Here is a 13,564-nt window from a genome sequence, read left to right on the forward strand (position 1 = left end):
GATGCGGCGGGCGAGAGAAGTGAGGAATCGCCGCCATGGGGCGTCGGCTTGTACCGCTCACCTTGGACAACCTTCAGGACCTTCCCGAGCGCTGCCGTTCGTGCGTCTTCTGGGAGCTTGACCCGGTCAGCGGAGAAGCAGCGGTAACGGCGGGAAAGCCGCAGCTGGAGAAGGAAGCCTGGATCTCCGGGGTGCTTCTGGAGTGGGGCTCCTGCGGCCGGGTGGCCTATGTGGATGATGTGCCGGTCGGGTTCGTGCTCTATGCGCCGCCCGCCTATGTGCCGCGCTCCACGGCCTTCCCGACCAGCCCGGTCTCCCCCGACGCCGTTCAGCTCATCACCGGGCTGATCATTCCGGGATACCGGGGTCAGGGACTCGGTCGCGTCCTGGTGCAGACGGTGGCCAAGGACGTACTGCGCCGGGGATTCAAAGCGATCGAGGCGTTCGGCGACGCCCGCGCGGAGGAGCTCGGCTGTGTGCTCCCGGCGGACCATCTGCTGGCGGTCGGCTTCAAGACCGTGCGGCCCCACTCCCGGTACCCGCGTCTGAGGCTCGAACTGAGGACGACGCTCTCCTGGAAGGAGGACGTCGAGATGGCGCTCGACCGGCTCCTGGGCGCGGTCCAGAAGGAACCCGCACTGCGTCCGCTCTGACGACCGCTCCTCGGGCTGACGCCTCACGACATACGGAACGGGCCCACCCCCGGAGCGGGGGTGGGCCCGTTTCACGTGAAACATCGCGCCGGGGCGCGCGTGACTACTTGGCGCTGATGAAGCCTTCGAGGTCGCGGAGGATCGCGGCCTTCGGCTTGGCGCCGACGATGGTCTTGGCGACCTCGCCGCCCTGGTAGACGTTCAGGGTGGGGATGGACATCACGCCGTACTTGGCGGCGGTGGCCGGGTTCTCGTCGATGTTGAGCTTGACGATCTCGATCTGGTCGCCGTGCTCTGCGGCGATCGCCTCCAGCGAGGGGGCGATCTGCCGGCACGGGCCGCACCAGGCAGCCCAGAAGTCGACCAGAACGGGCTTCTCGCTCTTGAGGACGACCTCGTCGAACGTGTCGTCGGTTACGTGCTTCAGGTCGCCGGCCACGGCGGCCTCCTTAGTCTCTCGGGGTGGGCGTGCGGTGGGGGAAGCTCAGACAGCCGGGGTCTTCTCCGGCTCGGCGGGCTCGGCGTCGGCCAGCGCGGCGAGGAAGCGCTCGGCGTCCAGGGCCGCGGAGCAACCGGTGCCCGCGGCGGTGATCGCCTGCCGATAGGTGTGGTCGACCACGTCTCCGGCACCGAAGACACCGGGGAGGTTGGTGCGGGTGGAGGGCGCCTCGACCTTGAGGTACCCCTCGTCGTCGAGCTCCAGCTGACCCTTGAAGAGCTCGGTGCGCGGGTCGTGTCCGACAGCGATGAACAGTCCGGTCACGGGGAGCTCGGAGGTCTCACCGGTCTTGGTGCTGCGCAGGGTCAGGCCCGAGAGCTTCTGGTCCCCCTTGACCTCGGCGACCTCGCTGTCCCAGGCGAACGTGATCTTCGGGTCGGCGAAGGCCCGGTCCTGCATCGCCTTGGAGGCGCGCAGGGTGTCACGGCGGTGGACGATCGTGACGGACTTGGCGAAGCGGGAGAGGAAGGTCGCTTCCTCCATCGCGGTGTCGCCGCCGCCGATCACGGCGATGTCGTGGTCCTTGAAGAAGAAGCCGTCACACGTGGCGCACCAGGAGACGCCGCGTCCGGAGAGGGCGTCCTCGTTGGGCAGGCCCAGCTTGCGGTGCTGGGAGCCGGTGGTCACGATGACGGTCTTGGCGCGGTGCACGGTGCCGGCGGTGTCGGTGACGGTCTTGATGTCACCGGTGAGATCGACCGCGACGACATCGTCGGGGACCAGCTCGGCGCCGAAGCGCTCGGCCTGGGCACGCATGTTGTCCATGAGCTCGGGGCCCATGATGCCGTCCTGGAAGCCGGGGAAGTTCTCCACGTCGGTGGTGTTCATCAGAGCGCCGCCAGCCGTGACCGCACCCTCGAAGACCAGCGGGCTCAGTGAGGCACGGGCGGTGTAGAGCGCGGCGGTGTACCCGGCCGGTCCGGAGCCGATGATGATCACATTACGGACGTCGCTCACGGGTTTCTTCCTCGTCTCTGCAGACTGCCTACTGCCTACGGGGTCGGTTCAACGACTCTCACCCCACCCAACGGATCCTACGGGTGATGCATTCCCTGTGTTGCAACCCCGTGTCGCAACAGCCGACGTGCCGTAGCGGTCCTCAGGGGCGGTCGTAGACCTTGGTGAGCAGCAACTGCCCTGTGGACTTGGGCGCGGTGTCCACGCAGGAGGCGGCGACGACATAGGCGTTGACGCGCGAGGGGTCGTTCGCGTGCGGGAGGACGACGAGGAAGGTGTCCGTCCCCCGGTAGGTCCCCTCGTCGAGGGCGAGAGCGGGCGTCGTACGGCCGGTCGCCTTCTGGACGCACGGCGGTACGGCGACGGCGGGGGCGCTCAGCGGGCTTTCGGGCGTCGCGACCTCCGGCGACGCCGCCTCGGACGCCGATGGATCGTCCCTCTGCGGTGACACCTTCTTCCCGCCGAAGTCCTCCTTGCCCACGCTCCCGGTCAAGAGCTCGTCGACTCTGGCTTCGAGCGTGTCCGCGGAGTAGCGGTGCGCCCCGCTCTCGTCGGCGCTGACCGCCCGGTCGGAGGCTTCGCTCAAAGCGCCCGGGGAGGACGAGAGGTTCTGGAGGAGAAGGACGCTCATACCGAGGAGTGCGGCACCGCACGTCGTGCCCAGGATCGCCGCACGGCGTCGGCGACGGGCGGAGCGGCGGCCGGGACCCGTGGCGGCCTGAGGGCGGCCTGCCGGACGGTCCGGGGAGGACGCGTCGATGCGCCGGTCGGCGACGGAGTCGGCGCGGGGAGGCACGAGGGGCGCCCCATCGGGCTCGACGGCCTCTGTTTCACGTGAAACATCGGTTTCACGTGAAACATGAAGCGGTTCATCGGCTGCGGGATCATCCGTACGGGCCTCGGCCGCGAGAGCCGCGTCGATGCGGGCGGCGATGTCCTCGGGCATCGGCTCGGGATCCGGCAGGGTGCCGAGCAACCCGCGGATCTCCTCCAGCGAGTCCCGTACCTCCGCGCAGAGGGCGCACCCCGCGACATGGCGGCGGACTTCCGCCGCACGGGGGTCGGGGAGCAGCCCCTCGGTGAGATCGGAGATCTCGGAGACCTCCGGATGCTGAGCCGTGTCGGTCGTCGATGTCACGGGCGTCCACCTCCTCCCTTCGCAGCGGCAGGGTTGCTTGCTCCCGCGTCCTTCGGTCCGGACGCAGGTGGGACGGATGCCCCGGGCGTCCGGTTCCTTCCAGTGGTGCGGTCCTCCCCGCCCGGACTCTCGTCCCCGGTCCCGCCGCGCAGATGGCGGACCAGGGGCGCGAGTCTCGCCCGGCCCCGGGCGCACCGGCTCTTCACGGTCCCGGTCGGCACGTCCAGGACGGCGGCGGCCTCTGCCACGGGGTATCCCTGCATGTCGACCAGGACGAGGGCCGCGCGCTGTTCGGCGGGGAGCGTGGCCAGGGCGGCGATGAGCTGGCGGTGCAGCTCATGCCGCTCGGCCGGGACCTCGGCCGACTCGTGGGGTTCCAGGAGCTGGTCGAGGCGTTCCGCGTCGTCCACCGGTGACGTCTTGCGGGAGGCGGCCTTGCGGATCCGGTCGAGGCAGGCGTTCACGGTGATGCGGTGCAGCCAGGTGGTGACGGCGGACTGGCCGCGGAAGGTGTGGGCCGCCCGGAAGGCGGAGACCAGGGCGTCCTGGACGGCGTCGGCGGCCTCTTCCCTGTCCCCGAGGGTGCGCAGCGCCACGGCCCACAGCCGGTCGCGGTGGCGGCGTACGAGCTCACCGAAGGCGTCGGGATCACCCGCCACATGCAGGGCGATCAGGTCCGAGTCGCTCGGCGTCTCTGGTGGAACGGAATCCACCGTGCTCCCCCTCCGAACCGGATCCGATGTCAGGTGCCACATTAACGGGCCCGCTCGCGGTCATCACGGGTCGGTGCGGATGGTCCGCACCGACCCGTGGATCAGCCGAGTACGGAGATGTCGGTGATCCCGCCGCGGTAGCCGCCGGTGCCGTCCGCCGGGAGCTCGGTGATGTGGACCAGGACGTACCGCGTGCGTACGGGCTTGTCCAGCTTCTCCTTGATCGTCGAGCCCGCGACCTGCTGCTTGACGATCGACTGACTGAACTCCGCCAGGGTGGAGGGCGTCGAGGCGTCCGGGCCCGCTGCCAGCACGGCCGCCGTCTGACCGCTGCGGTACAGGGACACGTCGATGCCGGAGACGTCCCGCACTTTCCCGAGGTCGACGATGATGCCGCTGCCCTGCTTGCGGTTGGGGTAGTTACCGAAGTTGGGGAAGCCCTTGTAGCGGGGGGTGATCCAGGACGTCTCCGCATTGTCGTCGACGGCGTTCGACACGAGTTCCGGCTTTATCCCGGAGCCGCCCGGCATGAACTCCGTCGCGCCCGCGATGGTCAGTGGTTCGGCCGGCGGAGCAGGGCGCTTGTCCTTGTTCTTGTCCTCCTCGCTCGTCTGCGTGACGCCGGTGTCCTCGGATCCCTTGCCGTGGTCGAGCAGGGTCTCCGCGAGCTGCCAGCTGCCGAGCCCGAGGGCGGCGATGAGGAGCGCCGAGACACCCCACTTGAGTACCCGTCCGGTGCGGCTCTGGAGCGGGGCCGGAGGGGCCGCCATCACTGGTTGCGGCACGGACGAGGGGTGCGAGGACGGCCGTCCGTAGGTGCCCTGCTGATACGTCGTCCGCTGGTAGGCGGGCTGCTGGTAGACGGGCTGTGCGGCGAACGTGGGCTCCGGCGGCAGGACGCGCGGCATGGCCGCGACCGCCCTGGCCAGTTCGTCCGGGGTGGTGCAGGGCGGTTCCTGACGGGATGCGGTGGCCCCGTCGTTGGCGAGCGCGCGCATGGCGAGTTCGGACAGGCCGCGGTGGACGCCCGCGCGGACCTGGTCGGGGGCGATGAGCCCCATGCCCTTGGGCAGCCCGGAGAGGCCGTACGCGTCGTTCTCGTACGGCCAGCGCTGGGTCAGCGCCGCGTAGAGCAGTGCGCCGATCGCCTCGGTGTCCTGGCGGAGGGGGCGTTCGGAGGTGATGCCGCGCAGTGCGGCGTTCACGGCGAGGCCGCGGATCCGGTACTGGCCGGTGGAACTGCGCAGGACGGCGCCGGGGGTGAGGCGCAGGTGCGTCAGCCCTTCGCGGTGGGCGGCGGCCATCGCCAGGGAGAGCTGGCTGACGAGTTGGTAGGCGTCGTGGGCGTCCATGGGCCCGGCGGCCAGCAGAGCGGTGAGCTCGGTGGCGTCCGGGAGCCATTCGTGGACGACGTAGACGAGTTCGTTCTCCTCGACGGCGTCCAGGACCTGGACGAAGCGGGGGTCGCCGAGCAGGGCGGACGACCGGGCCGCGGCCAGCACGGAGCGGGCGCGCGGGTGGTCGGCCGGCAGCAGGTGCACGCCGACCGCGCGACGCAGTTTCTCGTCGACCGCCCGCCAGCTGCTGAAGCCGTCCAGACGGGTGACGCACTCCTCCAGGCGGTAACGCTCGGCCAGTTTGTGGCCGCTGTGCAGATCGGGGGTCGCCGGAACGGCCTCGGACCGTTCCGGTCCGCCGCTTTCGCCCTTGGGATCCGCGGGCTTCTCGGGGCTCGCGCCCTCGGCTTGCGTCGTTCCGTCGGTCGTGGCCTCGTCCGCCTTGGCGGTCAGCGGCTCGTCGCCGCCGTTGTCGGCCACGCCGACGGCAGCCGTGCTACGTTCCGCCACCGTCGTTCCTGCCTCCCCATCCGTTGCGCGATGCCGGCCGGCTCGCTCACAGTCACGCCAATTGTGCCCACACTCCGGCGCTATGCACGACACGCAAAGCCCGCCCATGGTTGTGCGGCCGTGTGTTCATTCAGCGTCCGAGCCGCCCGCGGACCATGCCGACCAGGCCGTTGACCTCTTCGATGCGCATCTTCTTCGCGGCGACGAAGAAGACGCCCATGAGGAGGACGCCGCCGCAGACCAGCGCGACCAGTGATCCGAGAGCGCCGGTGCCGAGAAGTTCGAGAAGTGCGAACCCGATCCCGCCGCCGACCACGGCCGCGGGCACCGCCGCCATGCAGAGCCGGGCGTAGGTCCGCACGATGTGGGAGCCGTCCAGGTCGCCGCCCAGCCGGCTGCGCAGTCGGCGCCAGGCGACGCCGACGCCGACCGCGTAGGCCAGACCGTAGGAGAAGGCCATGCCGACGACGGCCCAGCGGGCGGGCAGGACGACGTAACAGAGGGCGGAGGCGGCGGCGTTGACGGCGGCCACGATGACCGTGTTGTAGAAGGGGGTGCGGGTGTCCTCGTACGCGTAGAAGCCACGGAGCACGACGTACTGCACGGAGTACGGGATCAGTCCGAGGGCGAACGCCATCAGGATGAAGCCCATGGACCGGGCGGCCTCGGCGCCGCTGGAGGCGTACAGCAGGGTGCACATCGGCAGACCGAGCGCGAGGAAGGTGAAGGCGACCGGGACGATGGCGACGGCGGAGTTGCGCAGCCCCTGCGAGATGTCGTCGCGGACCGCGCCCGGGTCGTTGTCGTGGGCGGCGCGGGAGATGCGGGGCAGCAGCGCGGCCATGACGGAGACGGTGATGATGGCCTGCGGCATGCCCCAGATCAGCTGGGCGTTGGAGTAGGCCAGGAACCCGGTGCCGTCCTTGCCGGCCAGCTTGCCCGCCGAGGTGGCGAGCTGGGTGACGACCAGGACGCCGGCCTGGTTGGCGAGGACGAACAGCACGGTCCACTTGGCCAGCTTGACCGTCTTGCCGAGCCCGTGGCCCCTCCAGTCGAAGCGGGGGCGGAAGCGGAAGCCCGCCTCGCGCAGGTACGGGATCATCGCCAGCGCCTGGACGACCAGCCCGAGAAGGGTGCCGATGCCCAGCAGCCGCACGCCCTCCGGCGGGATGGTGTCCACGCCCATCCGGGATTCGGCGGAGGTGCCGTAGACCCAGATGAAGAGGCCGAACGTGATGATCATGACGATGTTGTTGAGGACCGGGGTCCACATCATCGCGCCGAACTTGCCCCGGGCGTTGAGGATCTGACCCATCACCACGTGCACGCCCATGAAGAAGATGGTGGGCAGGCAGTACCGGGCGAAGGTGACGGCGACGCTGTTGGCGGCCACGTCGTCGGCGATCGTGTTGGACATCAGCTGGATCAGCACCGGCGCCACCAGCACCGCGGCGGCCACGATCAGGCCGAGCGCGACCATCACCAGGGTCAGCAGCCGGTTGGCGAACGCCTCGCCGCCGTCCTCGTCGTCCTTCATGGCACGGACGAGCTGCGGTACGAAGACCGAGTTGAGGCCGCCGCCCACGGTCAGGATGTAGATCATGGTCGGCAGGGTGTACGCGATGGTGAAGCTGTCACCGAGGAGCGCGGCCCCGAGGGCCGCGGTGATCACCAGGGACCGGATGAAGCCGGTGAGCCGGGAGACCAGGGTGCCGGCCGCCATCAGCGCGCTGGACTTCAGCACTCCGGACATCTTGCCGCCGCCGGACTTCGGCGGGACGGGCGCGGGCGCCGGTTCCGGCTCGGGCGGTCCCGGGACCTTCCCCGACGCCTCCTGGTCCCGGAAGAGGTGGGCGAAGGCGTCCGGCTCCCGCCGGTCGTCCGACGCCCGGGTGACCAGGTCGTCGACGCCGACGAACTGCGTGGTCGCCGGACGGTCGCCGTACGGGAGGTGGCGGGAGGGCCCCGAGGGCTCGGGAGGCGGCGTCTGGGCCCAGATGCGCGGGTCGGGGGCGTGCGGGGCGGGTGGAGGCTGCTGGTAGAGCGCCTGCGGCTCCTGGTAGGCGCCGGGGGGCGGCGGCGGGTGGGACGCCCGGTCGTAGAGCGCCTCGCCCACCGGGTCCTGGGCCGCCAGGTCCTGCGCGAGGTAGGGGTCGTCCTCGTAGGCGTGCTGGAGGTACGGGTCGGGCGGCGCCTGCCGGCCGTCCTGGCCCGCGCCCGGAGGAACCGGGGGCCCGGACGGAGAGCCTGCTCCGCCGGCGCCCTGGCCGCGGTCACCGTCGTACGGCGCGTTCATCGAAACCCCTACCTCATCGTCCCCGGCCGACCGGCCACGACAGACATCGCTCAACGGTCCACTTTCTCACCCGTTTCCGACGGGGCCCCGCTTTCCGGTCCGGTGTCCGGGGTCGGGTCACTCGGCTGCTCGGGTTCGCCGCCGTCGCCGTTCGTCGTGTCGCTTGCCACGGCGCGCTTGCGGTGGGCGTACATCCGGACGCCGGCCAGCACCAGGAGCAGCAGTCCGCCGGCGATCACGAGGAGCACGGTCGGCGTCACCTCGGAGACCTTGACGGTGAAGGTCATCTTCTTGCCGTACGGAGTGCCGTCCTCGGTGAACAGACGGGCGGTGACCTGGGCCCGGCCGTTGGCGCTGGTCGCCGTGTCGAACTTCAGCGACTGGCTGTGCCCGCCCGCGATCCGGACCGGCAGTTCGGTCCTCGATCCGTCGTCGTTGAACTTGAGGCGGATGTTGTCCGAGGTCAGTCTCAGGACGAGCCGGTCGACGCCCTGCACCAGCTTGTTCTGCACCGTCACCGGGATCGTCGCGCTGCGGCCGGAAAGGGTGACGTCGGACTTCTCGATCAGCTGGACCTCGTTGGTGAGGCTCTTCAGGTAGCCGCGAACGTCGTCCCGGTAGCTCTCCGCCTCCAGCGGGCGGCCCCGCCAGGACGTCGACATCGAGCGGTTGACCGCGTTGCCGAAGGGCGTCACCACGCGCTCGGGCTGCGTGAGGATCGTCTCGAAGCTGTCGACGGAGCCCTGGGTGATCCGGATGTCCTGGAACGCCTGGGTGGGCAGTTCCTGGCGGCGGAGCTTCTTCGGGTACGCGGAGGCCCGCGGCACCTCGGTGACCGCCAGCGGGTCCGGCTTCACCTCGGAGGCGGAGACCAGGTCCAGCGGCTGCGTCCAGCGGTCACCGGACAGGCCCTCCAGGGCGCGGGCCATCGACTGGGCCTGGGCGGCAGTCGGCATCCGCTGCGGCGCCACGACGATGCTGCGCTCGTTGTCCGGGGCCTGCTCGGTCAGCGCGAGGGTCTGCGCGAGGAACTTCTGCACCGCGAGGGTCGAGGTGTCCGCCCGCGCCATGCTGGAGGAGAACGCCGTCGACAGCCGGGCGTCGGACACGACCGCGGTGGTGCCTCCGCCGATCGGCCGGGCCGCGGTCGGGGTGTACGGCAGCCCGCCGGTCTCCTGGAAGCTGTCGCTGCGGGCGATCACGTGGTGGGCGCCCGCGGAGGTCGCCACATCGACGATTCCCGGATCCACGGCGCCGTTCACGGGCCAGGCGAAGTCCGTGGAGGGCTTCACATGCAGGATGGTCTCCACCGTGGTGGCGGCCACCGCCGAGGCGTTCTGCAGACGGCTGAGCGTGCCGGAGACGTTCTTGCCCCGGTGGGCGATGGACGCCAGGTCCGGGTCGGCGAACGGCAGTGCGATCACGTTGTCGTCGTCGACGACCTTCCCGAGGGCGGCGAGCCACTGCCTGGCGATGGTCTGGTTCTTGCCCGGGACCGTCGTCTCGCCCGACCGGATCTCATAGGCTCCGGCCATCGCCGCGACGCTCGCCAGCAGGTCCGGGTCGATGACCCAGGTGACGGGGAGGCGGCCGCCCAGGGCGACCATCTGCTCCAGCCGTCCGCCCGGCGCGAGCTCCTTGGCCAGGTCGTCGTCGGCGAACACCTGCGTCTGCTGTTCGTCCGAGCGCGTCTCCGCGGTGACGTGCGGGGAGGCGATCAGCGGCCACAGGAACGTGAGCTTGGTCCTCTTGTCGCTCTTCTCGGGCTGCCACGGAAGGAACGAGCGCTGGATGCCCAGGACCTGTTCGTAGGGGGCGGCCGCCGTACGGCCGGAGACCGAGACGCCCAGCTGATAGACGCCCGAGGCGTTCAGGTCCAGCTTGTCGACGGGAACGGAGAGGGTGAAGTTCTGGCTGATCCCCCGCTGGAGCTTCGGGATCTTCACCGCGTACTTGTCGTCGATCGCGGCCGGGTCGGCTCCGGGGACGTAGTCCGTGCGCTTGGCGGCGTCGTCGACCTCGCCCCGGCCGGTGAGCCGGGGACCCACGCGGAGGTCGACCTCGGCGTCGCTGATCGTCTCCTTGCCCCGGTTGGTGAGCGTCCCGGAGACGGTGAGGGTATCCCCCTCCACGGGAGCGCTGGGGGAGAGCGTGTTCAGGGACACAGCGACCGTGCGGGAGACCGAGGGGGCCTTGACCGGCTTGGCGGGCTTGGCCGCCCCGGTGGTCCCGGCGGCCGGACCGGCCAGCAGACCGGCCAGCAGCGGTGCCCCCAGAACCACGGAGACCGTGCGCCGCAGCCACCGGCGGGCAGGAGAGGGACGCATCCCCTGGATGTCTGCCGCCTGGGCCACGCGCCTACCCGTCCCTCGTCGTCATCGGTGTTCGTCGATCGTTGTCGGTCCTGCGTCCCCGCATGGTAACGAGGTGCGGCGGGCCGAAGTGCTGGGGTCCGGCTCACATGATCGCGGCAGGCCCGCAGGGCCCGGATAAACGATGACGCCCCGGCCGGTGCGGGCACGTACCCTTTTCTGTTGTGCCGAACGCCAACGAAGAGAACGCCAGTGCACTGAGCCAGGTGCAGCATCGCGCGGTGAGTGAGCTGCTGCGAGTGTCCCCGGTCGCCGACGACCTCGCCCGCCGATTCCAGGAGGCCGGATTCGGCCTCGCGCTGGTCGGCGGCTCGGTCCGCGACGCGCTGCTCGGCAGGCTCGGGAACGACCTGGACTTCACCACCGACGCCCGCCCCGAGGACGTACTCGCCATCGTCCGCCCGTGGGCCGACGCGGTGTGGGAGGTCGGGATCGCCTTCGGCACCGTGGGCTCCCAGAAGAACGGCTACCAGATCGAGGTCACCACCTACCGGTCGGAGGCGTACGACCGGACCTCGCGCAAGCCGGAGGTCTCCTACGGCGACTCCATCGAGGACGACCTCGTACGCCGCGACTTCACGGTCAACGCGATGGCCGTGGCGCTGCCGGAGAAGGAGTTCATCGACCCGCACGGTGGCCTGAAGGACCTCGCCGAGCGCGTGCTGCGCACCCCGGGCACGCCTGAGGAGTCCTTCTCGGACGACCCCCTGCGCATGCTGCGCGCCGCCCGGTTCGCGGCGCAGCTGGACTTCGAGGTCGCCGCCGACGTGGTCACCGCGATGACGGAGATGGCCGGACGAATCGAGATCGTCTCCGCCGAGAGGGTCCGGGAAGAGCTGAACAAGCTCCTGCTCTCCGGCCGGCCCCGCAAGGGTCTGGGGCTCCTCGTCGACACCGGGCTGGCCGATCATGTGCTGCCCGAGCTTCCCGCGCTGCGTCTGGAGAGTGATGAGCATCACCGCCACAAGGACGTCTATGAGCACTCGCTGACCGTGCTGGAGCAGGCCATCGACCTGGAGGAGGACGGTCCCGACCTCGTCCTGCGCCTGGCCGCGCTGCTCCACGACGTCGGCAAGCCGAGGACTCGGCGCTTCGAGAAGGACGGCCGGGTCTCCTTCCACCACCACGAGGTGGTGGGCGCCAAGATGACCAAGAAGCGCATGACCGAGCTGAAGTACTCCAACGACCTGGTCAAGGACGTGTCGAAGCTGGTCGAGCTCCACCTGCGCTTCCACGGGTACGGCGACGGCGAGTGGACCGATTCCGCCGTCCGCCGCTATGTGCGCGACGCCGGACCGCTCCTCGGACGTCTCCACAAGCTGACCCGGTCGGACTGCACGACCCGGAACAAGCGCAAGGCGAACGCCCTGTCCCGGACCTATGACGCGCTGGAGGAGCGCATCTCCCTGCTCCAGGAGCAGGAGGAGCTTGACTCCATCCGCCCGGATCTGGACGGCAACGAGATCATGCAGGTCCTCGGCGTCGGCCCCGGACCGGTGATCGGCAAGGCGTACGCGTTCCTGCTGGAGCTGCGCCTCGAGCACGGTCCGATGGAGCGGGACGCCGCCGTGACGGCGCTCAAGGAATGGTGGGCGGGCCAGAGCTGAGCGCGGCGGGTGATGTTTCACGTGAAACATCACCCGCCGCCGATGTGCTGAGGGGCGTTGTTTCACGTGAAACAACGCCCCTCAGCACATCCGCCTCCGGCTACCGGGGGCCATCCGTGCGCCGCCAGCGGAACATCGCCACCGCGACGGCCGCGTACAGCACGGCCACCGATGCCACCAGAGCGGTGGACCTGCCGTCCGGTGGAAGCATCAGCGCCGAGACCCCCGCGGCGCTCACGAACGCGACGTTGAAGAGCACGTCGTAGAGCGAGAAGACCCGGCCGCGGAAGGAGTCGTCGACCGAGGTCTGTACGACCGTGTCCGTCGCGATCTTCGAGCCCTGGGTCACCACGCCGAGAACGAAGGCGGCGATCAGCATCGGCACGAAGGCGAAGGGGAGCCCCAGGGCCGGTGTCAGGACCGCTGCCGCTCCGGTGCAGGCCACGATCCACCCGTACCGTCCGAGCCGCCCCACGGCCCACGGGGTCGCCAGGGCGGCGATGAAGAAGCCCGCGCCCGAGACCCCCACCGCCAGCGCGAGCAGGGCCAGTCCATCGGACTCGTCGTCCGACCAGGCGTACCGGCACAGCATGAGCACCATCACGGTGAGCGCGCCGTAGCAGAAGCGGATCACCGTCATCGCGGCCAGGGCGCGGGCCGCCCGGGGTCGCTCTCCCAGGTGGTGCAGCCCGGCGACGAGTCCACGGGCCGTGATGGACAGCGCGGCCCGCAGGCGGAGGGGGTTTCCGTCAGGGTCGGGGCCCAGCAGCGTGCGCGGCAGGCTCAGCGATGCCAGAGCGGACAGCAGGTAGAGCAGGGCGCCCAGCAGGACGACCGCGGCATCGGACTCGTCGGCCACCAGCCGTACGAGGAAGGCGAGGCCGCCGCCCGCGGTGGCCGCGAGGGTGCCGGCGGTCGGGGAGAGCGAGTTGGCGACGACGAGCCGGTCGGCGTCGACCACGCGCGGCAGAGCGGCGGAGAGCCCGGCCAGCACGAAGCGGTTGACGGCGGTGACGCAGAGGGCCGACGCGTAGAAGAGCCAGTCCGGGACCGAGGCGAGGATCAGTAGGGCCGTGCAGCAGGCCAGGGACGCCCGCAGGAGGTTCCCGTACAGGAAGACCTGGCGGCGGGACCAGCGGTCCAGCAGGACGCCTGCGAAGGGGCCGATCAGGGAGTACGGGAGGAGGAGTACCGCCATGGCCGAGGCGATGGCGGCCGCCGACGTCTGCTTCTCCGGGGAGAAGACGACGTACGAGGCCAGGGCGACCTGGTAGACGCCGTCGGCGGACTGGGAGAGGAGCCGCACGGTGAGCAGGCGGCGGAAGTTCCGCAGGCGCAGCAGCAGGCGCAGATCACGCGCGACAGACATGGGAGCAAGCGTCACACACGTCGGGGGCCCTCGGGCGGATTGCCCGGGGACCCCCGATGTGCGGCAGGTGAAGGAGCGTTGCCGCTCATCGCCCTGGTGGGGCGGTCAGCCGT

The 13,564-nt window shown here is 70.4% G+C and carries 10 protein-coding genes; 2 read left to right on the forward strand and 8 right to left on the reverse strand.

Features of this window, described 5'->3' with window-relative positions:
- Positions 1 to 35: 35 nt before the first annotated feature.
- Positions 36 to 653 carry a GNAT family N-acetyltransferase gene (locus ACLJPL_RS16785; RefSeq protein WP_411081638.1) on the forward strand — a complete coding sequence of 206 codons (618 nt, stop codon included), beginning with the start codon at positions 36 to 38 and terminating at the stop codon, positions 651 to 653.
- Between the two features lie 103 nt (positions 654 to 756).
- Here ACLJPL_RS16785 and trxA read toward each other — a convergent pair whose 3' ends face one another.
- From trxA to ACLJPL_RS16820, 7 genes are all read right to left on the reverse strand, one after another.
- On the reverse strand, positions 757 to 1,092 hold the full coding sequence (trxA, locus tag ACLJPL_RS16790; RefSeq protein WP_084747604.1) for a thioredoxin: 336 nt from the start codon (positions 1,090 to 1,092) through the stop codon (positions 757 to 759).
- A gap of 45 nt (positions 1,093 to 1,137) precedes the next feature.
- A complete protein-coding gene (gene trxB, locus ACLJPL_RS16795; protein ID WP_411081639.1) occupies positions 1,138 to 2,109 on the reverse strand; it encodes a thioredoxin-disulfide reductase in 972 nt (323 codons plus the stop codon).
- Positions 2,110 to 2,251: 142 nt separating this feature from the next.
- Positions 2,252 to 3,247, reverse strand: a complete 996-nt coding sequence (locus ACLJPL_RS16800) for a hypothetical protein (RefSeq protein ID WP_411081640.1) — start codon at positions 3,245 to 3,247, stop codon at positions 2,252 to 2,254.
- Complete coding sequence (sigM, locus tag ACLJPL_RS16805) at positions 3,244 to 3,960, reverse strand: RNA polymerase sigma factor SigM (RefSeq protein WP_411081641.1); 717 nt, start codon at positions 3,958 to 3,960, stop codon at positions 3,244 to 3,246. Before sigM ends, ACLJPL_RS16800 begins: the two co-directional genes overlap by 4 nt.
- 101 nt (positions 3,961 to 4,061) lie before the next feature.
- Positions 4,062 to 5,807 carry a protein kinase family protein gene (locus ACLJPL_RS16810; RefSeq protein ID WP_411081642.1) on the reverse strand — a complete coding sequence of 582 codons (1,746 nt, stop codon included), beginning with the start codon at positions 5,805 to 5,807 and terminating at the stop codon, positions 4,062 to 4,064.
- 130 nt (positions 5,808 to 5,937) lie between these two features.
- On the reverse strand, positions 5,938 to 8,103 hold the full coding sequence (gene murJ / locus ACLJPL_RS16815) for a murein biosynthesis integral membrane protein MurJ (protein WP_411081643.1): 2,166 nt from the start codon (positions 8,101 to 8,103) through the stop codon (positions 5,938 to 5,940).
- A 50-nt stretch (positions 8,104 to 8,153) separates the two neighbouring features.
- A complete protein-coding gene (locus ACLJPL_RS16820) occupies positions 8,154 to 10,457 on the reverse strand; it encodes a DUF6049 family protein (RefSeq protein ID WP_411081644.1) in 2,304 nt (767 codons plus the stop codon).
- A 182-nt stretch (positions 10,458 to 10,639) separates the two neighbouring features.
- Here ACLJPL_RS16820 and ACLJPL_RS16825 point away from each other — a divergent pair, with 182 nt between their 5' ends.
- Positions 10,640 to 12,082, forward strand: a complete 1,443-nt coding sequence (locus ACLJPL_RS16825) for a CCA tRNA nucleotidyltransferase (RefSeq protein ID WP_411081645.1) — start codon at positions 10,640 to 10,642, stop codon at positions 12,080 to 12,082.
- A 100-nt stretch (positions 12,083 to 12,182) separates the two neighbouring features.
- On the opposite strand, the gene ACLJPL_RS16830 is transcribed toward ACLJPL_RS16825, so the two are convergent.
- Complete coding sequence (locus tag ACLJPL_RS16830) at positions 12,183 to 13,451, reverse strand: MFS transporter (protein ID WP_411081646.1); 1,269 nt, start codon at positions 13,449 to 13,451, stop codon at positions 12,183 to 12,185.
- Between the last annotated feature and the right edge of the window lie 113 nt (positions 13,452 to 13,564).

The organism is Streptomyces sp. cmx-18-6 (assembly GCF_046548915.1).
Lineage (GTDB): Bacteria > Actinomycetota > Actinomycetes > Streptomycetales > Streptomycetaceae > Streptomyces.

Bases quoted from the DNA above. Each gene is read 5' to 3' on its own strand.
- murJ (WP_411081643.1), bottom strand. From the start codon at position 8,103: ATGAACGCGCCGTACGACGGTGACCGCGGCCAGGGCGCCGGCGGAGCA.
- ACLJPL_RS16830 (WP_411081646.1), bottom strand. From the start codon at position 13,451: ATGTCTGTCGCGCGTGATCTGCGCCTGCTGCTGCGCCTGCGGAACTTC.
- ACLJPL_RS16785 (WP_411081638.1), top strand. From the start codon at position 36: ATGGGGCGTCGGCTTGTACCGCTCACCTTGGACAACCTTCAGGACCTT.